This is a genomic window from Paenibacillus agri (assembly GCF_013359945.1).
Taxonomy (GTDB): Bacteria; Bacillota; Bacilli; order Paenibacillales; family Paenibacillaceae; genus Paenibacillus_AQ; species Paenibacillus_AQ agri.
Genome location: NZ_JABWCS010000215.1, coordinates 136188 through 154697 on the forward strand (window position 1 = coordinate 136188; position 18510 = coordinate 154697).

23 protein-coding genes are annotated in these 18510 nt (G+C 46.8%); 21 read left to right on the forward strand and 2 right to left on the reverse strand.

Going from position 1 to position 18510, the window contains the following annotated elements:
- Positions 1 to 37 precede the first annotated feature (37 nt).
- The 20 genes from HPT30_RS19805 (at position 38) to HPT30_RS19900 (ending at position 16792) form a co-directional block, all read left to right on the forward strand.
- Positions 38 to 451, forward strand: coding sequence for an Asp23/Gls24 family envelope stress response protein (locus tag HPT30_RS19805; RefSeq protein ID WP_175373055.1), 414 nt, complete (start codon positions 38 to 40; stop codon positions 449 to 451).
- A gap of 75 nt (positions 452 to 526) precedes the next feature.
- Positions 527 to 1066, forward strand: a complete 540-nt coding sequence (gene amaP, locus HPT30_RS19810) for an alkaline shock response membrane anchor protein AmaP (protein ID WP_175373056.1) — start codon at positions 527 to 529, stop codon at positions 1064 to 1066.
- 15 nt (positions 1067 to 1081) lie between these two features.
- Positions 1082 to 1318, forward strand: coding sequence for a DUF2273 domain-containing protein (locus HPT30_RS19815; protein ID WP_066363711.1), 237 nt, complete (start codon positions 1082 to 1084; stop codon positions 1316 to 1318).
- Between the two features lie 407 nt (positions 1319 to 1725).
- On the forward strand, positions 1726 to 2181 hold the full coding sequence (gene nusB, locus HPT30_RS19820; RefSeq protein ID WP_066363708.1) for a transcription antitermination factor NusB: 456 nt from the start codon (positions 1726 to 1728) through the stop codon (positions 2179 to 2181).
- Positions 2182 to 2584: 403 nt separating this feature from the next.
- Complete coding sequence (gene folD, locus HPT30_RS19825) at positions 2585 to 3442, forward strand: bifunctional methylenetetrahydrofolate dehydrogenase/methenyltetrahydrofolate cyclohydrolase FolD (RefSeq protein WP_175373057.1); 858 nt, start codon at positions 2585 to 2587, stop codon at positions 3440 to 3442.
- A gap of 9 nt (positions 3443 to 3451) precedes the next feature.
- Positions 3452 to 4837, forward strand: a complete 1386-nt coding sequence (gene xseA, locus HPT30_RS19830) for an exodeoxyribonuclease VII large subunit (protein WP_175373058.1) — start codon at positions 3452 to 3454, stop codon at positions 4835 to 4837.
- Positions 4809 to 5063 carry an exodeoxyribonuclease VII small subunit gene (gene xseB, locus HPT30_RS19835; protein ID WP_066363700.1) on the forward strand — a complete coding sequence of 85 codons (255 nt, stop codon included), beginning with the start codon at positions 4809 to 4811 and terminating at the stop codon, positions 5061 to 5063. The genes xseA and xseB overlap by 29 nt, the downstream gene beginning before the upstream one ends.
- Positions 5050 to 5994 carry a polyprenyl synthetase family protein gene (locus tag HPT30_RS19840; RefSeq protein ID WP_175373059.1) on the forward strand — a complete coding sequence of 315 codons (945 nt, stop codon included), beginning with the start codon at positions 5050 to 5052 and terminating at the stop codon, positions 5992 to 5994. The genes xseB and HPT30_RS19840 overlap by 14 nt, the downstream gene beginning before the upstream one ends.
- A gap of 97 nt (positions 5995 to 6091) precedes the next feature.
- Positions 6092 to 7996 carry a 1-deoxy-D-xylulose-5-phosphate synthase gene (gene dxs, locus HPT30_RS19845; protein WP_175373060.1) on the forward strand — a complete coding sequence of 635 codons (1905 nt, stop codon included), beginning with the start codon at positions 6092 to 6094 and terminating at the stop codon, positions 7994 to 7996.
- Positions 7997 to 8044: 48 nt separating this feature from the next.
- Positions 8045 to 8944: a TlyA family RNA methyltransferase gene (locus tag HPT30_RS19850; protein ID WP_175373061.1), complete on the forward strand. Its 900-nt coding sequence runs from the start codon at positions 8045 to 8047 to the stop codon at positions 8942 to 8944.
- 65 nt (positions 8945 to 9009) lie between these two features.
- Positions 9010 to 9483 (forward strand): hypothetical protein, encoded by a 474-nt coding sequence (locus tag HPT30_RS19855; protein WP_175373062.1) that lies wholly within the window; start codon positions 9010 to 9012, stop codon positions 9481 to 9483.
- A gap of 29 nt (positions 9484 to 9512) precedes the next feature.
- The gene (ahrC, locus tag HPT30_RS19860) at positions 9513 to 9962 is read left to right on the forward strand and encodes a transcriptional regulator AhrC/ArgR (RefSeq protein WP_175373063.1); all 450 of its coding nucleotides are present in this window, start codon (positions 9513 to 9515) and stop codon (positions 9960 to 9962) included.
- A gap of 55 nt (positions 9963 to 10017) precedes the next feature.
- The gene (gene recN, locus HPT30_RS19865; protein ID WP_175373064.1) at positions 10018 to 11760 is read left to right on the forward strand and encodes a DNA repair protein RecN; all 1743 of its coding nucleotides are present in this window, start codon (positions 10018 to 10020) and stop codon (positions 11758 to 11760) included.
- Positions 11761 to 11858: 98 nt separating this feature from the next.
- Complete coding sequence (gene spoIVB, locus HPT30_RS19870; RefSeq protein WP_246317289.1) at positions 11859 to 13001, forward strand: SpoIVB peptidase; 1143 nt, start codon at positions 11859 to 11861, stop codon at positions 12999 to 13001.
- Between the two features lie 199 nt (positions 13002 to 13200).
- Positions 13201 to 14019 (forward strand): sporulation transcription factor Spo0A, encoded by an 819-nt coding sequence (gene spo0A / locus HPT30_RS19875; protein WP_175373065.1) that lies wholly within the window; start codon positions 13201 to 13203, stop codon positions 14017 to 14019.
- 173 nt (positions 14020 to 14192) lie between these two features.
- The gene (locus HPT30_RS19880) at positions 14193 to 14420 is read left to right on the forward strand and encodes a site-specific integrase (protein ID WP_246317290.1); all 228 of its coding nucleotides are present in this window, start codon (positions 14193 to 14195) and stop codon (positions 14418 to 14420) included.
- A 527-nt stretch (positions 14421 to 14947) separates the two neighbouring features.
- Complete coding sequence (locus HPT30_RS19885; protein ID WP_175373066.1) at positions 14948 to 15649, forward strand: hypothetical protein; 702 nt, start codon at positions 14948 to 14950, stop codon at positions 15647 to 15649.
- 28 nt (positions 15650 to 15677) lie between these two features.
- Positions 15678 to 15830: a hypothetical protein gene (locus tag HPT30_RS31005; protein WP_175373067.1), complete on the forward strand. Its 153-nt coding sequence runs from the start codon at positions 15678 to 15680 to the stop codon at positions 15828 to 15830.
- Positions 15803 to 16042, forward strand: a complete 240-nt coding sequence (locus tag HPT30_RS19895; protein WP_175373068.1) for a hypothetical protein — start codon at positions 15803 to 15805, stop codon at positions 16040 to 16042. Before HPT30_RS31005 ends, HPT30_RS19895 begins: the two co-directional genes overlap by 28 nt.
- Positions 16043 to 16087: 45 nt before the next feature.
- A complete protein-coding gene (locus HPT30_RS19900) occupies positions 16088 to 16792 on the forward strand; it encodes a hypothetical protein (RefSeq protein WP_175373069.1) in 705 nt (234 codons plus the stop codon).
- Between the two features lie 54 nt (positions 16793 to 16846).
- On the opposite strand, the gene HPT30_RS19905 is transcribed toward HPT30_RS19900, so the two are convergent.
- The gene (locus HPT30_RS19905; protein WP_175373158.1) at positions 16847 to 17086 is read right to left on the reverse strand and encodes a DUF3951 domain-containing protein; all 240 of its coding nucleotides are present in this window, start codon (positions 17084 to 17086) and stop codon (positions 16847 to 16849) included.
- Between the two features lie 221 nt (positions 17087 to 17307).
- Between HPT30_RS19905 and HPT30_RS19910 the strand changes: the two genes are divergently transcribed.
- On the forward strand, positions 17308 to 17802 hold the full coding sequence (locus HPT30_RS19910) for a GNAT family N-acetyltransferase (RefSeq protein WP_175373070.1): 495 nt from the start codon (positions 17308 to 17310) through the stop codon (positions 17800 to 17802).
- 182 nt (positions 17803 to 17984) lie between these two features.
- On the opposite strand, the gene HPT30_RS19915 is transcribed toward HPT30_RS19910, so the two are convergent.
- Positions 17985 to 18209 carry a DUF2188 domain-containing protein gene (locus HPT30_RS19915; protein WP_175373071.1) on the reverse strand — a complete coding sequence of 75 codons (225 nt, stop codon included), beginning with the start codon at positions 18207 to 18209 and terminating at the stop codon, positions 17985 to 17987.
- Positions 18210 to 18510 lie beyond the last annotated feature (301 nt).

Consider the following 18510-nt stretch of genomic DNA (forward strand, 5'->3'; position numbering starts at 1 on the left):
AATCATGAACAACATGTTGAAAGGTGTGAAGGCTAAGATGAGTACATTGCCGACGGAATTCGAACGGACGGAAATCGGTGAAATCCAAATTGCCCCGGAAGTAATCGAGGTAATCGCAGGTTTGGCTACAGTAGAAGTTAAAGGTGTAGCCGGTATGAGCGGTGGATTTGCTGGAGGAATTGTGGAGCTTCTCGGACGCAAGAACCTGTCCAAAGGTGTGAAGGTAGAGGTTGGTCAACGCGAGGCAGCGGTGGATGTATCCGTAATCATCGAGTACGGCAACCGTCTTCCTGAAGTGGCGGCGGAGATTCAGCGCAATGTTAAGCGTTCCATCGAGACCATGACTGGGCTTACCGTTGTGGAAGTCAATGTTCATATTCATGATGTGCAGTTCAAGAGCACCACTGTAGAAAAGAACGAGGATGTCGAAGCCGTGCTTCGCGTGAAATAATAGCCACCCGTTCTTCTATAAACCCCCGACAGCAACGTCGAGGGTTTACTCTAATTTAAGGAGGTTATGAGACTCGTGGCAAAAATTTTGGACAGGCTTCTGCTGTTCATCTACAGCCTTAGCATCGGAATATTATCTGTAATTGCCATCCTCCTCTTGAGCGGAGCCATCCCCAGAACGGTGGAGATTAAGGATGGGCCGGCAATTTACATTGTTGCGATCACGATCTCAGTGATCCTGTTCTTGCTCAGCATTCGTTTCTTCTATATCTCCATGCGACGCGACCGGGCAACTTTGCCTTCGGTGGATCAGCGCACAGAGTATGGGGATATCCAGATCTCCATGGAAACGATTGAGAACCTCAGTCTCAAGGCTGCCGGTAAGGTGAAAGGCATCCGCGATCTGAAGTCGCGTATCCGCGTCTCTCAGGCGGGTCTGGAAATCATGATCCGCGCGGTAGTGGACGGAGAGCATTCGCTCCCGCTGCTGACCACGGAAGTTCAGCGTCAGGTGCATGATTTCGTGCAGGAAACGACTGGCATACCGGTCGCGGATGTGTCCGTATATATTGCCAACCTGTCACAGTCTCCAAGCTTCAAAAGTCGAGTGGAATAGAGGTGGGTTTCCCCTATGTCCTGGAGAGAAGTATGGGAAAGTCACGGGGGTAGGATCGCCGGAGTCTCCTTCGGGGTCATTCTCGGTTTGATTTATTTGATTAGTGGTTTTTGGGATATGCTGTTCTTTGCACTGGTAGTGTTCATCGGATATACGCTTGGCAAAAGGAAGGACGATCACGCGCAGTCTCCTATGGTTAGATGGCAGGAGCTGGTAGAGTGGTTGTCTGGACGCTGGCGTCCTTTCAAATGAACCGCGATAGTCTTTCTCCCGAAGCAGGAATTGCAGGTCTGTTGATGTTCGTTGCCCCGGAAGAAAGATCACGCGGTTTTTTTGTGGAGAGAAGGCTCTTGTCGCAGTTGCGATAATATCTGTGTCCTATATATAAGACGAATAAAAGAAATTAATAAAAGCGGGAAGGAACGAAGGGGAAGTTTGGAACTGTAGGAGCGAAGCGTTCGCCTTTGTTTCCGGATTTCAACCGCTAAAAGCGGTTAATAAATAAGAAATCTGGGGACAACAGCGACCGGAAGTCCAAACATCACCGCAATGACGACTGAGCCTTAAGTTAGATCTTAAGTTCGACTTATATAGGGATAAAATGTGCTGAATTTGGGCTTAAAATAAAGATATGCGAAACAAGATTTTAGGAGGAACACATGAAGAGACGTTTAGCTAGAGAAATTATTGTACAAAGCCTGTACCAAATGGAAATGAATGATGTGGACAGTGCTGAGGCGGTAGAAATGCTGCTGGAAGAAGCTTCGGAGGAGAATGAGACGGAACGTGTCATTACCGATGAGATTGAACTGAAGCACTATGTAGTAGACCATGTGAATGGCGTTTGGGAGCACAAGGTAGCGATCGATGACATGCTGGAATATTATTTGAAGGGCTGGCAAATGAGCCGTCTGTCGCGTGTGGACCGCCAAATTTTGCGTCTGGCGACTTTTGAAATGGTATTCGCAAGCGATGTTCCTGCCAAGGTCTCCGTCAACGAAGCCATTGATCTGGCCAAGCATTTCGGTACCGAGGATTCCGGTAAGTTCGTCAACGGGGTACTGGGTAAGATGATTCAGGAATTGGACACACTCAAAGCGGATCATCTTCAATAATTGATTAAACGTTGAGGATGCTAATTTAGCAAGAAACAGGTGAATGTATGATTTAGGAGCATTATCGTATGCTAAAATGTTCTACTTTAGTCTTAGAGAAGTAAAGCTTTTAGATTAAGTACGGTTATTGCTCTTAATGTACATTACACACGAAATTCCTAACTTTTAAGGTGCAATATTGCCTTTGTTCCGAAACTAAGTATTGCAAGCTCAGGTTTTGAAAGCACGCCATGTTTTGTGTAGAGCTATTAACTTTTTTTAAATAAATTAAGCTGGAATTAGGAGTTATCTTTAGAATCAGGAAAGAACTTTAATGTTGACCTCTGATTTTGACTTGAGCCCCAAAACAGGTTCAATTTATAATATAAAATCAATCAAAGCCTACCAAAGAGGAGAGATTTTCATGACAGCAGCAATCATCAGTGGTAAACAAGTATCCGACGAAATTCGCATCGACATTGCCCGGGAGGTTGCTGGGCTCGTGGAACGCGGGGTTAAGCCAGGCCTTGCCGTTGTGCTTGTAGGGGAAGATCCAGCATCGCAAGTATATGTTCGCAATAAGGAGAAATCCTGCATTAGCTTAGGCTTCCATTCCGAAGTACATAGACTGGATGCCTCGACTTCACAGGAAGATCTGTTGGCGCTGGTAGAACAGTTGAATCAACGTGATGACATTGACGGAATTCTTGTGCAATTGCCATTGCCGGGACATATCGAAGAAAAAGCCGTTATTGATGCGATTGCTGTGGAAAAGGATGTTGACGGTTTCCATCCGGTGAATGTGGGTAATCTGGTTATTGGCGATGATAGCCTTCTTCCATGTACACCTGCTGGTGTCATAGAGTTGATCAAGCGTACAGGAACCGAGATTTCCGGTAAGCATGCCGTGGTTATCGGTCGCAGTAATATTGTTGGCAAGCCGGTATCCCTGCTGTTGCAACGTGAGAATGCTACGGTTACTATGTGTCATTCCCGTACAGCTAACATTACGGAGCTCAGCCGTCAGGCTGATATCTTGGTAGTCGCGATTGGACGTGCTAACTTCATTGATGCATCCTTTGTGAAGCCGGGCGCTATCGTCATTGATGTTGGTATGAACCGTTTGGACTCTGGCAAACTTGCCGGTGACGTTGACTATGAAAGTGCGAAAGAAGTTGCTGGCCATATTACACCCGTACCGGGCGGCGTGGGCCCTATGACGATTACGATGCTGATGGGGAATACGCTGATTGCAGCGAAACGCCGTCACGGACTGGAATAGGTAGGAATCATGGCGGCAGAGCGGCAAGTCTATTCCATTAAGGAACTTAACCGTTACATCCGCATGAAGCTGGACTCGGATCATCTTCTGTCGGATGTATGGATACGTGGTGAAATCTCCAACTTTACACATCACGGCAGCGGACATATGTATTTCACACTGAAGGACGAGAGCAGCCGTATCAAGGCGATCATGTTCGCGTCCCACAATCAGCGTTTACCCTTTGTGCCAAAGGAAGGCTCCCGGGTTATTGCCAGAGGCAATGTGACTGTATATGAGCGGGATGGGCAATACCAGTTCTATGCAACGCACATGCAGCCGGATGGCATTGGCAGTCTGTATCTTGCTTATGAACAGCTGAAGGCAAAGCTGGAGCAAGAGGGGTTGTTCGCGGCGGAACGCAAGTCTCCACTACCAAGGCTGCCTCGCTGCATCGGGGTCGTAACTTCCCCGACCGGCGCAGCCGTGCGGGACATTATGATCACGCTTCAGCGGAGATACCCGCAAGCCGCAGTTGTGCTGTACCCGGTGACGGTGCAGGGCAAAGGCGCTGCGCCTTCCATCGTAAAGGCGATCAAGACACTGAACGCTATGGGTGAAGCAGACGTCTTGATCGTTGGCCGCGGCGGGGGCTCTCTGGAGGAGCTCTGGGCGTTCAATGAGGAGATCGTCGCCCGTGCGATTGCGGCATCGGATATCCCGGTCATTTCGGCCGTTGGCCACGAGACCGATTTTACGATTGCCGACTTCGCCGCCGATCTCCGGGCGGCGACGCCTACCGCGGCGGCGGAACTGGCGGTGCCGCATGCCGCCGAGCTGGCGGCGCAGCTTCGCCAGCAGCAGCGCAGGCTGCGCCAGGGGCTGCAGCGGCGCGCCCAGCGCGGACGCGAGCGGCTGGCTTCGCTGCAGCGCTCGCCGGTGCTGGTCAACCCGCGCCGGTATCTGCTGCAGCATACGCAGCAGCTCGACATGCTGCGCCAGCGGCTTTCCAGCGCGGCAGATGCGCGCCTGCGGCGCGCGCGAGAGCGTGAAGCGGTGCTGCGGCACAGCCTGCAGCGCTTCCATCCGCGTGATGGCGTGATCGCCGCCAGGCAGCGCGCCGAAGGCTTACGCCGCGAACTGATCGGCGCGATAGGGGCACGGCTGCGGGACAAGCGCTCGAGCTATGTGGCGGAGATGCGCCACCTCGACGCGCTAAGCCCGCTCAAAGTCATGTCGAGAGGCTACAGCCTCGTCTACGACGAAGGACAACAGCACTTGGTCAAGTCGCTGAATGATGTAGCGCTCGGCGACCTTGTGGTGGTTAAGCTGAATGATGGTGAACTGAATTGCCAGGTATGGGGAATGAAGGAGGATGGCAAAGACGATGACAAAGGAAGCGGAACTGGATTTTGAAGGAGCGATGGACCGTCTGGAGGAAATCGTGCGGGAGCTTGAGCACGGCGATGTCCCCCTGGAAAAGGCCATCGATTTATTTCAGCAGGGGATGAAGCTGTCCCAGCTGTGCGGTAACAAGCTTGAGCAGGTAGAACGCAAGATTGAGATGATAGTAGAAGAAGACGGCGAACTGCGCAAGAAGCCGTTTGGCGGTCTGGAAGGGGTCGGCGATGAGTCCTTTTGACAGCAGTCCTGAAGGGAACGCCGGGGAGCCCCTGCGGGAACCCATTGAGTCCTACATTGCGATAATTAATGATCTGGTCACTACTGAACTGGAGGCAACCATCCCAGAAGCATGGTTTGTCCCCGAAAACTTGCATAAGGCGATGCAGTATTCGCTGATGGCCGGGGGCAAACGCCTGCGGCCACTGCTTGTCGTCGCAGCTTGTGAAGCACTGGGTGGATCACGAACTGCAGCGCTTCCTGTGGCCGCAGCCATCGAAATGGTACATACGTATTCACTGGTGCACGACGACCTGCCAGCCATGGACAATGATGATTACCGGCGCGGCAAGTTGACGAATCACAAGGTGTTCGGCGAAGCGACAGCCATTTTGGCCGGAGACGCACTACTAACCCATGCGTTCTACAGCATTGTACAAGCTACGCGGCGCCATGGTATTCCGGCGGAGAGCTCGCTTGCCATTGTAGAGGAACTGGCTGAAATGGCCGGTCCACGCGGAATGGTCGGCGGTCAAGTGGCCGATATGGAGGGTGAGCAAGGCTTGACCAACTTAGAGCAGCTTCGCTACATCCATGAACACAAGACTGGAGATCTGTTTATCTTCTCGCTCTTGGCCGGAGGACGGATCGCGGGCGCAGATGAGCAGCAGTTGGCGGCCCTACGGGAGTTTGGAACAAATATTGGACTGGCCTTTCAGGTTCAGGACGATATTCTGGATCTGATCGGCGACGAAGGCAAGCTCGGCAAAAAAACAGGCAGTGACATCGAGCAGCAAAAAGTCACTTATCCTTTTTTTATCGGGATTGAGGCTTCGAAATCCGAGGTGGAGCGATTGACGCTGGCAGCCCGGAAAGCCGTGCTGGGCGGCGGTTTTACCGACGCCAGCAGGCTGCTGGAGATCGCCGATTATCTCATGAAGCGGGATCATTAGAATCAAATACGGAAACGGCTGTACTTCGACAGCCGTTTCGTTTGTGTTATAATGGGATTTATATATTTTACAACAACTAGGAAAGCGGGGAATACACGTGCTGCTTCCACAAATAAATGAGCCTGCGCAGTTGAAAATGCTATCAATCGAAGAACTCGGTGTTCTTGCGGAGGAAATTCGTCATTTCCTGATTGAAAAGCTATCTGTAACCGGAGGGCATCTTGCATCTAACCTGGGAGTCGTGGAGCTCACGCTGGCCCTGCATTACTGCTATGACAGTCCCTGGGACAAAATGATATACGACGTTGGGCATCAGGCTTATGTCCACAAAATATTGACTGGTCGCAAGGATCGCTTCGATTCGCTGCGCAAGCACGAGGGGCTCTGCGGATTCGTCAAGCGATCTGAGAGTGAGCATGATGTCTGGGAAGCCGGACACAGCAGCACCTCGTTGTCAGCAGCCATGGGCATGGCGATGGCCCGGGATTTGAAAGGCGAAGACAACAAGGTGATCGCAGTGATCGGCGACGGAGCTTTGACGGGCGGTATGGCTTTTGAAGCACTGAATCATATTGGACACGAAAAGCGTAAACTAATGGTAATTCTGAACGACAATGAAATGTCCATTGCGCCGAATGTCGGAGCGATGCACAATTATTTGAGCAAGATCCGTTCAGACCGCCACTACTTGCGCGCTAAAGACGAAGTTGAAGGACTGCTCAAGAAAATCCCTGCCATCGGGGACCGCCTCGCCAAAACGGCGGAGTGGGTGAAGGACAGCCTTAAATATATGATGGTTCCTGGTGTTCTTTTTGAAGAGCTGGGCTTTACTTATCTTGGACCTGTAGATGGCCACGATCTGGAGAAAGTGATCGAAGCCTTCCACCAGGCCGATAATGTCAACGGCCCTGTGCTTGTGCATGTGCTTACTACGAAGGGTAAGGGCTACAAGCCAGCGGAAGCCGACTCTTATAAATGGCACGGGATTTCTCCTTATAAGATCGAATCCGGCCAGGTGCTTAAAGCGGTCGGCAACCCGATGTACACCGAAGTATTTGGCAAAACGCTAATCGAGCTGGGGCGTGAGGATAAACGTCTGGTTGCCGTTACGCCTGCAATGCCAGGCGGATCTGGACTGTTCCCGTTTGCCAAGGAATTCCCGGACCGGATGATTGATGTCGGCATTGCCGAACAGCATGCTGCTACTCTTTGTGCTGCGTTGGCGATGGAGGGTATGAAGCCGGTATTCGCGGTCTATTCGACCTTTATGCAACGGGCGTACGACCAGATTGTGCATGATATTTGCCGTCATAATGCTAATGTCATGTTCGCGATCGACCGGGCCGGCTTTGTCGGCGCCGATGGAGAGACGCATCAAGGGGTATACGATATTGCCTTTATGCGCCATATTCCGAACATCGTGCTGATGATGCCTAAGGATGAGAATGAACTGCGCCATATGATGAAGACGGCCATAGATTATAATGACGGACCGATTGCTTATCGTTATCCACGGATCAATGGCACGGGTGTTCCTCTTGATGAAGAGCTGCATACCATACCGATTGGTACCTGGGAACGGGTGCGTCCGGGTGATGAATACGCGGTTGTAGCCTGTGGACCAATGGTCCAGCTTGCAGAAGAAGCAGCAGAGCTGTTGAAGCGTGAAGGTATTCAGGTCGGCGTGGTCAATGCACGTTTCCTGAAACCGATGGACAACTCGATGCTGCTGGACCTCGCTCATGCCGGAACAAGCATGGTCGTACTGGAAGAAGCAAGTCAAGCCGGCAGCTTGGGCAGCGCTGTGCTGGAATTCTACGCGGAGCATGAACTATACGATGTCAGGGTTCATCCAATGGGTGTGCCGGACATTTTCGTGGAGCATGGTTCGATCAAAGATCAGCGCCAGGTTGCGGGACTTACCGTTGAAGCACTGTGCAAACGTATCAAGTCGATGATCGCTCTGCGCGCCTTTTCATACAAGAACACTTCGTCTTCCTGAGAAGACCGGAAGCTGCAACCCGCATCCTTTGAACAATGGGAGATGACCATGGAACACCGTAAAGAACGGATAGATGTACTGCTCGTGGAGCAGGGGTATTTTGAAAGTCGTGAAAAAGCCAAGGCCGCCATTATGGCTGGCCTAATTCTCGCGGATGAAGAGCGGATCGAGAAGCCGGGCATGAAGGTGCCGCGCGAATCCGTGCTGAAGGTCAAAGGGGCTGTCCATCCCTATGTTAGCAGAGGTGGATTGAAGCTGGAGAAAGCACTCCGTACCTTTGGGATTGATCTTACCGGACGGAATATGCTGGATATTGGTTCTTCCACCGGAGGGTTTACGGACTGTGCGTTGCAGAATGGTGCCAGTCATGTCTATGCCATTGATGTCGGCTACAACCAGTTGGACTGGTCGCTGCGCAACGATGAACGGGTGAGTGTTATGGAGCGGACCAACTTCCGTTATATGACGCCCCCGGACCTTAAGGGGCCAGTGCCCGATTTTGCCAGCATCGATGTATCATTCATTTCCCTCAAAATCATTCTCCCTCCGCTGATGGCGCTGTTGAATCGTCCGGCAGATATTGCCGCGCTGATCAAGCCGCAGTTTGAAGCAGGCCGGGAGAAGGTTGGGAAGTCGGGCGTAGTTCGTGAGCCTGCTGTACATAAGGAAGTGCTGGTCAATGTGCTTTCGATGGCAGCCGGACTGGGCTATAGTCTTCAGAACCTGACTTTCTCGCCGATTACTGGCGGTGAGGGCAATGTGGAGTTCCTGGCTCACTGGCGGCTTGAGCCGGTTAGCGAGTCTGCGGCAGTGGAAGCCGGAGAACCATCTGCTATTGTGGAAGCTTTGTCTGCTGACGTCAGCTTTGCTGTGCTGGCCGATAAGGTCATCAAGGAGGCTAACGCCACATTTAGTGTCAATACAACTCATGGAAACTCACGACGGTGAGTTTCTTTTGTCATTGGGGAGGATTTTGCAGGGGGACGCGCGAATAAATCTCCGAGGTGATGGATATGGCAGGTAGCTCTGACAAGATCGTCATGACGGTGATTGGGATCGCGGTTGCCATTGGCTTGTTATACAGATTGTATGTATGGCTGGAGGGCTCTCCGCGTTCATTAATAAAAGATAAGATTCCGATAAATAAGGATATTCTCCCGCACCCGGCCATCGATTATCTGGAAGAGGCCGGGTACGAGGTGATTGGCGGCAAATTGAAGATTCCTCTGTCATTCCGGGTCAATGGAGCGGCGATGTACAGCAGGATATTTATCGATTATGTTGCTGCCAAAGAGGACGGGTCCTTCTATATGGTGATTCTTGCCCGACCCCGCAAGCCGCTGGATTTCACCGGCAGCGGGCTGCGTGATTATTTGCTGCCTTATCTGCTGATCTACCCCGAATGCAGCGGTGTGCTGTATGTCAATATGGCGGCTGCGGCAATCCATGTGATTGAGCTCGGTAAAGACGATGGTGAATCCAATTAAGCTTAATTTTTTAAATACGGGAGGCAACAATGAAGGGACAACGACATATCAAGATTCGCGAGATTATTACGCAAAAGGAAATAGAAACACAGGACGAGCTAGTTGAAGCACTGCGCGACGCCGGTTTTCAGGTAACCCAGGCTACGGTGTCTCGTGATATCAAGGAGCTCCTGCTGATCAAGGTGCCGATGGATGACGGCAGATATAAATATTCACTTCCAACGGACCAGCGTTATAATCCGGTTCAGAAGCTCAAGCGCGTGCTGGTGGACAACTTCGTACAGATTGATTTTTCCGGTAATTTGGTTGTAATGAAGTGTTTGCCGGGTACGGCAAATTCCGTCGCTGCTTTGATCGACAATATTGATTGGCCGCAGATTATGGGAACCATTTCCGGGGATGACACCATCCTCATTATTTGCCGCCAGCCCGAAGACAGCAAAACGGTGATTTCGCAGATTATGGGTTATATTTCGTAATCGTAAAGCATTAATCAACAGCCAATGGCATGACTTTTCGGAGGTGTTTCTTTTCGTGTTAGAAACGTTATCAATCCGCAATTTGGCCGTCGTGGAGGCGGTGGATGTTCATTTTTTCCCTGGATTTCATGTGCTTACCGGTGAGACCGGTGCAGGTAAATCCATTATTATTGATGCGCTGGGGCTGATTGCCGGCGGACGCGGGTCCGGTGATTCCATTCGTTACGGCTGTGAGAAGGCGGAGATGGAAGCCTTGTTCAGTCTGCCCAGCAGTCATCCGGTGTGGGAAACGCTGGACAGACTGGGCATCGGGGCACAGAAGGAGGAGCACCTCATCATCCGGCGTGAGATCACCTTGCAGGGCAAGAGTACATCACGTGTGAACGGACAGATGGTCAACCTCAGCATGCTGCGGGAAATAGGGGAACAATTGGTCAACATCCACGGCCAGCACGAGCATCAGAATCTGCTGAAGGCGGAACGCCATCTCGGATTGCTGGATACTTACGGCGATGCGATTATTGGGCCGCTTAAAGCGGTGTATCAGGAGCGGTATACCGCTTTTGCTAAGGTGGAAAGAGAACTACGGGAATTACAGGAATCCAGTCAAAAGGCATACCAGATGCTGGACTTGTATCGTTTTCAACTGGAGGAGATTTCTTCGGCGGCCTTAAAACCGGGAGAAGATGAATTACTTTCCGAAGAAAGGGTCAAACTATCCCACAGTGAGAAAATGATGGATTCCGTATCAGGTGCATACGAACTGCTGTATGATCGCCAGGGACTGGAATCGATTGGAAAAGTCATTTCAAGGCTGGAAGATGCCGTTCGTTATGATGAAAAAGGCTTGAAGAGCATTCTGGAGCAGCTGCAGTCTTCCTATTATCAATTGGAGGATGCGGCCTTTCAGCTTCGCGACTACCGTGAAGATATCGAATTCAACCCACAGCGGCTGGAGGATATCGAGAACCGGTTGGACCTGATTACCGGCTTGCGCCGCAAGTATGGGGACAGTGTAGAGCAGATTCTGGCTTATTATGAACAAATTCATCGGGAAACCGATTTATTGGAGAATAAGGACGAGTATCTTGAGAAATTGACTACGAAGCGAGATGAGCTGCTTGCAGTTTTAATGGATGCAGCTGTTGAGCTAACCGAGGCAAGACGGATCTGTGCGGACGATCTGGCAACCCAGGTGGAAGGCGAATTGAAGGATCTGCAGATGGAGCGGACCTCACTCAAAGTCAGATTGGAGACGCTGGAGGACCCACGGGGTATTGAATATCAAGGCCAGCGTATCCGCTTAACGAGACAAGGGATCGACAGCGCGGAGTTCATGATCTCCCCAAACCCCGGGGAGCCACTGCGCCCACTCGGCAAAATCGCCTCTGGCGGTGAGCTGTCGCGGATTATGCTGGCGATGAAGAGTATTTTTGCCCGGACCGACGCCATTCCTGTACTGATCTTTGACGAGGTGGATACCGGTGTAAGCGGCCGTGCAGCACAGTCCATAGCAGATAAGCTGTTTAAGCTGTCTTCTTCCTGCCAGGTGTTCTCCATTACTCACTTACCACAGGTTGCTTGCATGGCCGATCATCAGTACCTGATCCGTAAAAAGGTGGAGGATGAGCGGACCATGACCGAGGTAGAAGCCCTGACCGAGGATGGACGGGTAAAGGAGCTGGCCCGGATGTTGGGTGGCGTGGAAATTACCGAAAAGACACTGCATCATGCGCAGGAAATGCTTAATCTGGCGGGAGCCAGCAAGGCTGCGCAGGGTAAGCGGGACAATGATTGACAGTAATAAAAGCCTGGGGGCAAGGTTATCTTATAGGTACGCAATTGGCGACCACCTTTTTCGTCAAGCGAAAGAAGCAAAAGGGAGCGTGACAGCCATTGAAGCCGAACCTCAGGAAGTTAATGCCCGGCCTTTTACTTGCCTTCTTTCTCAGTTTATCAGGCATAACGGGACCCGTCACAAGCTTTGCCTCTTCATCAGAGCCTGAGCCTAACCAGGCCAAAATGGTGCAGAAGGGAATTGATCCGGAGCTAAAGGTTATTCCGGGGGGACAGACGATTGGTGTGAAGGTCAAATCTGCAGGCGTGCTGGTTGTCGGGCATCACATGGTCCAGACTGCACAGGCCTCCAAGATTTCACCTGGCGAGAACAGCGGGCTGCTGCCCGGGGATCTGATGACCTCGATTGACGGTGTGAAGCTGGATGAAGTGTCCAAGGTAGCCAAGCTTGTGGAGCGTGCCGGTAAAGCAGGCGAATTCCTCAATATTGTGTTTAAACGGGGCGGCAAGGAGCATACCGCCAAGCTCAAACCCGCCTACGACCGTAATGACAAGGTGTGGCGCCTTGGACTTTACATCCGGGATTCAGCAGCAGGGGTAGGTACCCTGACCTTTTATGCTCCCCAGCAAGGAGTGTATGGTGCACTCGGGCATGTCATCACCGACATGAACACTGGGACACCCATTGTTGTGGGCAGCGGCCACATTGTGCAGTCTAGTGTAACCTCGATTTCCAAGAGCCAGGACGGCGATCCCGGTGAGAAAAGAGCTCATTTTCTCAAGGAAAGCCAGGTTCTAGGGAATGTGGAGAGCAATACGGATTTTGGCATCTTCGGCAAAATGGACCGTAATCCGGAACACAGCCTCTACAAAGAGCCGATTCCGATTGCACTGAGCAATGATGTGAAAGAAGGACCGGCGCAGATCCTGACCGTTGTAGACGGCCAGCAGGTGGAGCGTTTCGATGTGGAGATCATTCATGTAGCTAAGCAGCAGGTTCCAGCCACGAAAGGTTTGATTCTGCGGATCACCGATCCTCGTCTGCTCGACAAGACCGGCGGGATTGTACAAGGAATGAGTGGTAGCCCTATTGTGCAGGATGGCCGTCTGATCGGTGCAGTCACCCATGTATTCGTGAACGACCCTAAATCCGGCTACGGCTGCTTTATCGAATGGATGCTTAGGGACTCCGGAGTAGCCAGCCAACAAAATAGCATCCCACAATATCTTAAGGCCATCTAGCCTTAAGATTTTTTGTCGAAGCTGACCGAACTACATCGAACCTTGCAATAAAATATTTAATTATAATCTAACCCCGAAAAAAAATAAAGAAAAATAATTTTCGACAGAAGGAAATTCAATCCAGATGTCGAAAACGTAAGGGAGAGAAGACAAAATTGTTATTTTCGAATAGCAGGTATAAATAAGGAGGAAGCAGCCAGTGCAGAATATTGAAATATTGTTGGCCGATGATAACCGGGAATTTACGAACTTGCTAGCCGAATACATTACAGAGCAGGAAGACATGACTGTAACGGGCATCGCGTACAATGGGGAAGAAGTGCTGCATATGCTTAGCGAAACACGTAAAGTTCCCGATGTCCTTATTCTTGATATTATTATGCCTCATTTGGACGGACTGGGTGTGCTTGAGCGTCTACGCGAAATGGACCTGAATCCGCAGCCCAAGATCATTATGCTGACAGCTTTCGGGCAGGAGAACATTACTCAAAGAGCTGTGCAGCTGGGGGCATCTTATTATATTTTGAAACCGTTCGATATGGAAGTTCTTGCGAACCGGGTGCGCCAGTTGGTGGGAGTCCAATCTAATATTACCTCTTCCTCTTCTTCCGGTATGTCGGGCTTCACGGCTTCAAGATCTAATGTGGTGCCATTATCCAAAGGCAAGAACCTGGATGCCAACATCACCTCCATCATCCATGAGATCGGCGTACCAGCCCATATCAAGGGATATCAATACCTGCGTGAGGCGATCACCATGGTGTACAACAACATCGAAATTCTGGGTGCCATCACCAAAACGCTCTACCCGGCCATCGCTGAAAAGTTCAAAACCACACCTTCCCGCGTTGAACGCGCCATCCGCCACGCCATCGAAGTGGCCTGGACCCGTGGTAACATTGACAGCATCAGCCACCTGTTTGGTTACACCATTAATATCTCCAAATCCAAGCCCACTAACTCGGAATTTATTGCCATGGTAGCTGATAAGCTACGGATTGAGCATAAGGTGTCTTGAAAGGGTAAGGAGGAGTGAGGGGTAAGGGATTTTAGTGAATGGATAAATATTACATTCAGTATATGAAAGCCGATAAACTTGTTTTGAAACCGATAAACTTTTTCCATCTCACCCGATAAACCATTTTGGTTTATTGGGTTTTGTTTTTGTAGGAAAAGAGATGGAGGAATAAGATGAATTTATCGGACCTGGAATTTTTCCTGGAGGATTTTTTAGCCTACTGTCAGAACAAAAATTCATCACGAAAAACGATTAGCTCACATGAACAATCATTGAAATTATTCATTGCTTATTTGAAAAACAAACATGATGTGGATAAAGTGAAAGAAGTTCGAGTAGGACATATGAGGCAGTATATTGCTTATGTTCAGGAGAGGAAAGTATACGGTAGTGAATCGTGAATCATTTAAACAGATGAATTTTCCTGAAAACAGAAAGGATTTTAAAAAAGAAGTCTCATCAATTACAATAAATAACTAAAGATGATACAAAACAAGTGCTTTTCGATAAGTTGAGGAAATTAGCAGAAGAAGTTTTTTATAACACCTTGAGAAAAACATTCGGAAATTAAGTCTAATATAGGATTAAGCAGCTAATGCTTAGTCCTTTTCTGTTCTTATGACTAAATTATAGATGCTAAGGCACTATATAACATGGTAAAATAATCCTATGTTTTCTTTAGTTTTTGTTTATAAGAAGAGAGATTCTAGATACATACTATGTGCTATATTTGAAATTTCGAAGAAAGTTATGACTCCGTTCAATGAAGACTAGGACAAGGCTATTATATCTGAAGAAGTGAGGTTTTTCTTGAAAAACATTTTAAAGGTGTATGTAGTACTTATAAGTCTATTGCAAATGGCGATTTGCGAACCTACGATATTTTGATTAAATAACTATTTTATAAGGAAGTAGAGGTGTTTGATGCATGGATATAAGAAAAGAATTGAAAATAACCAAAGGTGATGTAGTACATGCTGCGGTTAAAAGCACTGTTTCATTGATCCCAGGAGTTGGAGGTTATTTATCAGAAGCATTTTCATTATTAATAACTGAGCCTGCTGAAAAAAGAAAAGAGAATATTCTTGTGATGATTGATGGACGTTTACGAGAACTAGAAGAAAGGTCGTTTGATATAGAGTCATTAGCAACAAATGAACTTTTTCTCAGCAGCGTCTTACAGGCAACACAAATAGCGATGAGGACACATCAAAAAGATAAAATCATGGCTTTGTTAAATGCAATTACTTCGGTAGCGACTGAGCAAAGTTTAGACGATAGTCAGGTGCATATGTTTCTGTCTTTTATCGAGAGCTTCAATGAATGGCATCTTAAAATACTTTTGTTTTTTGATAACCCAAAAGAGAACTTAATTTCTAAAGGACTTTCACATGACTTCTACATGGGTGGCGCAAGTGAGGCACTGTATCGCTATTTTCCTGAGTTAGAAAACCGTAAAGAGTTTACTAAGCAAATAATGAATGAACTGTATCAAAGGGGACTTCTTAGCTCGGATGCAGGAGTTTTAAATACGATGATGACCGGAAGTGGTATTGTTGCTTCTAGAACCTCATCAACAGGGAAAGAATTTTTAAGTTTCATTAGCAAACCAATTACGTATAATGACTGATTTATAAGAAGTAGGGGTGAATTTTAAAATGATCGTCTATCACGGAACTACGGTGGACAATGCAGATTCAATTATGAAAAATGGGTTTTCTTTAGATACTTTTTATTGTGGCGCTTTTGGAGTAGGAGTTTATTTTGCAAGAGATACAGAAAGATGCAAAGAATTTGGGGACAAATATTAGAAGTAGAACTTAAAGAAAGTTCTGTTTTAAATGTTGATTTCAAATCAATTTCAATTCATTTTCAATCCTTATTAGATACTGATATCGAATTTATGAATAAATTTAAAGACTACACTGAATCTGAAGGCTATCAAGCTTTAGAGTTAAATAACTCAAGGGTTATTGTAGTTTATGATTTAAGTTGTATTCAATCGATAAAGCGCTGTACATGAAATGGCTATTTCGTATAGGGATACACTAAAGGAGAAGGATCATAAATGACCGTTGTAATTGGAATTTTAACTAACGATTTTTCAATTCTAGCTACGGATACGAGAACTTGCTATGAGAATGATAACAATGAGTTGTTTAACGATCAATCCTTAAAATTGCGCGCTCTTAATTACCCTCATGGTTGGTTGGCTGGCTTAGGCTATTCGTCATTTTTAGATCATTATCATGAATTGTCTTGCAGGATAGTTAATCCAAATACAGACAATTATTGCAGGGCGTATGCTCAAGTGGCACATGCAATGTTGCAACAAAATCCAGATCAGTTAAATGACATTATTGACTCATGCTGCTATCATACATTTATTCATAATGGAGATGTAGAGTTAAATTACTCATATTTTGACGAGAATAGCGAGAGTCGTACAGTTGCCTTATTGAAAAATAAATTTCAGATAGGGTTCCCTTACAATTACCCTGCAAAATCAAGAAAATGGATTGTTGAAAATTACATAGAATCCGAAATTGATTTAGGATTAGATTCAATTATCTTGAAGCTCTTAGAAATATTTAAAGAAGTTTCTTCAAAGTCTAATTCAGTCAGTAAGATATGTGAGATTGGAATTCTTAATAAAAATGGACACATCCAAAAATACTCTTTCAGTGGTCATGTAGATAGTTTATTAACTATATATCAAGATAGATTGAAAAGTGATTCAGTTGAATATACTTGTCATCTACCAACAGATTAGAAAGTGCACGAAAGGAATGTTTTATCAAAATATACAGTAGACACATATAGCGCATTAGGGAAGAGAAGATCGTTTTGATAACGAAATGATGTTTTTGTTCTTATCATCACCATGGTCCGCATTTTCTTCTATCTCTTTTTTCTCATCGTGAAACTCAACAAGAGAATGAGCCGTGATGTAGTCAAATGGAGTGTAATTATTACTTGGTAATTTTCTTGTAAGTAATATCTTGACAATGATGATTCCTAAAATGAGTGGTATGTAAAAACACAGGAGAAAAATGGAGTATTTGATGTATGGAGAAGCAGTGCTTTAAAAACTGGACTTGTTAACTTCGGTAAGAATAAAGTTGATCAAAAAACAAACTCAGCTATTTTCTATATAGTAGATGAAGGGATGCATGTAGCTCATGTATTAGATAATAAAGTTAATTTCCTTTGGACAGTGATACTCCATAGTCAGATTGTCCGAAGATGGTTCGGATGATCTGACTAATTTTGATTGTGTAAACACTAATGAATACTGCCATTGTCAGAAGAACAAGAAAACGTTTGGAAGGCCATTCACGTGATATGAATGAATTTCTAGTGAATGAATCATTAGATGAACAACTTGATGGTTATAACACAACGTTTTTAGCGAAGAATGACAATGGTTTAATTTTAGCATACATGTCTCTTTGTACTGATGCCATACGACTTAATCATGCAGAAAGAAACAATGGTCAAATAGGTTACGAAACATTTCCAAGTCTAAAGATAGCAAGACTTGCTGTACATAAAGATTATCAAAGAATTGGCCTTGGCAAAAATATGATAAAGTACGCAGTACATAAATCATTACAATTGCTAGAAGATTTTTGTGGAGTTAAATTTCTAACTCTTGATTGCTTCCCTCATAGATTGGGTTATTACGTGGAGACTATTGGTTTTGTTCAGAACCAGGAATCATCGGAAGATTTGATTAGTTTAAGGTTAAATATTGATGAGTATTTAGATAGACTGGTGTAGTCACTCTCTCATTGGAGTGACTTTTTTAATGTCTCTTCTTTCCAAATAAAATAACAATTTCAATCAATCAGGCCATTTGTTTAAATGGTCTTTTTGCTGCACACTGATTTTGTAGAAGCTCCTCCAGATGCTACCCGTACCATCAGGAGGAGGAGAAAATGAAGGTCATGAAGGATCAGGAATTACCCTCTAATGTTTCTAGGATCATTCCCATAAGAATTCTTTTCGCGGAATTTGCTATTTTTCCCTTGGATGGAATGTTCAAGACCATCCCTAATTGCACGTTTTCGTGCATCGGCTATAGCTTCAGCTTGAGTATCATAAACCTTTGATACACGCTCGTTACCTCCAATTTTATTTGCCCACTTATCACCGTGTGTGACTGTATAAATATCTCCTTCTGCCATGAAAAAAACCTCCTTATTTTAGTTGTTATATGAATAAATTACTTACGACCTGCACGAGATTGTGACAGAACTGAACCGGCAAGAGATTTTGCAGTTTTGCTAGAAGTATTGCTTCTAAGTACTGAGGATGCTTTTGTTGACATCTTTGAAGACGAGACCTTGCTTGTACTAGATTTTGGCATTAGTGTTCACCTCCATTTACCATATATTGTTGTTCATGTATTAAGATACATCAATATATTGTGTTTGTAAACTATTTTTTAGCAAACCCGCGCGGGGCATAAGCTCATCCAATCTCCTC

Bases quoted from the DNA above. Each gene is read 5' to 3' on its own strand.
- HPT30_RS19805 (WP_175373055.1), top strand. From the start codon at position 38: ATGAGTACATTGCCGACGGAATTCGAACGGACGGAAATCGGTGAAATC.
- HPT30_RS19815 (WP_066363711.1), top strand. From the start codon at position 1,082: ATGTCCTGGAGAGAAGTATGGGAAAGTCACGGGGGTAGGATCGCCGGA.
- nusB (WP_066363708.1), top strand. From the start codon at position 1,726: ATGAAGAGACGTTTAGCTAGAGAAATTATTGTACAAAGCCTGTACCAA.
- folD (WP_175373057.1), top strand. From the start codon at position 2,585: ATGACAGCAGCAATCATCAGTGGTAAACAAGTATCCGACGAAATTCGC.
- xseA (WP_175373058.1), top strand. From the start codon at position 3,452: ATGGCGGCAGAGCGGCAAGTCTATTCCATTAAGGAACTTAACCGTTAC.
- xseB (WP_066363700.1), top strand. From the start codon at position 4,809: ATGACAAAGGAAGCGGAACTGGATTTTGAAGGAGCGATGGACCGTCTG.
- HPT30_RS19840 (WP_175373059.1), top strand. From the start codon at position 5,050: ATGAGTCCTTTTGACAGCAGTCCTGAAGGGAACGCCGGGGAGCCCCTG.
- HPT30_RS19850 (WP_175373061.1), top strand. From the start codon at position 8,045: ATGGAACACCGTAAAGAACGGATAGATGTACTGCTCGTGGAGCAGGGG.
- HPT30_RS19855 (WP_175373062.1), top strand. From the start codon at position 9,010: ATGGCAGGTAGCTCTGACAAGATCGTCATGACGGTGATTGGGATCGCG.
- ahrC (WP_175373063.1), top strand. From the start codon at position 9,513: ATGAAGGGACAACGACATATCAAGATTCGCGAGATTATTACGCAAAAG.
- HPT30_RS19880 (WP_246317290.1), top strand. From the start codon at position 14,193: ATGAATTTATCGGACCTGGAATTTTTCCTGGAGGATTTTTTAGCCTAC.
- HPT30_RS19885 (WP_175373066.1), top strand. From the start codon at position 14,948: ATGGATATAAGAAAAGAATTGAAAATAACCAAAGGTGATGTAGTACAT.
- HPT30_RS31005 (WP_175373067.1), top strand. From the start codon at position 15,678: ATGATCGTCTATCACGGAACTACGGTGGACAATGCAGATTCAATTATG.
- HPT30_RS19895 (WP_175373068.1), top strand. From the start codon at position 15,803: ATGCAAAGAATTTGGGGACAAATATTAGAAGTAGAACTTAAAGAAAGT.
- HPT30_RS19900 (WP_175373069.1), top strand. From the start codon at position 16,088: ATGACCGTTGTAATTGGAATTTTAACTAACGATTTTTCAATTCTAGCT.
- HPT30_RS19910 (WP_175373070.1), top strand. From the start codon at position 17,308: ATGAATACTGCCATTGTCAGAAGAACAAGAAAACGTTTGGAAGGCCAT.
- HPT30_RS19915 (WP_175373071.1), bottom strand. From the start codon at position 18,209: ATGGCAGAAGGAGATATTTATACAGTCACACACGGTGATAAGTGGGCA.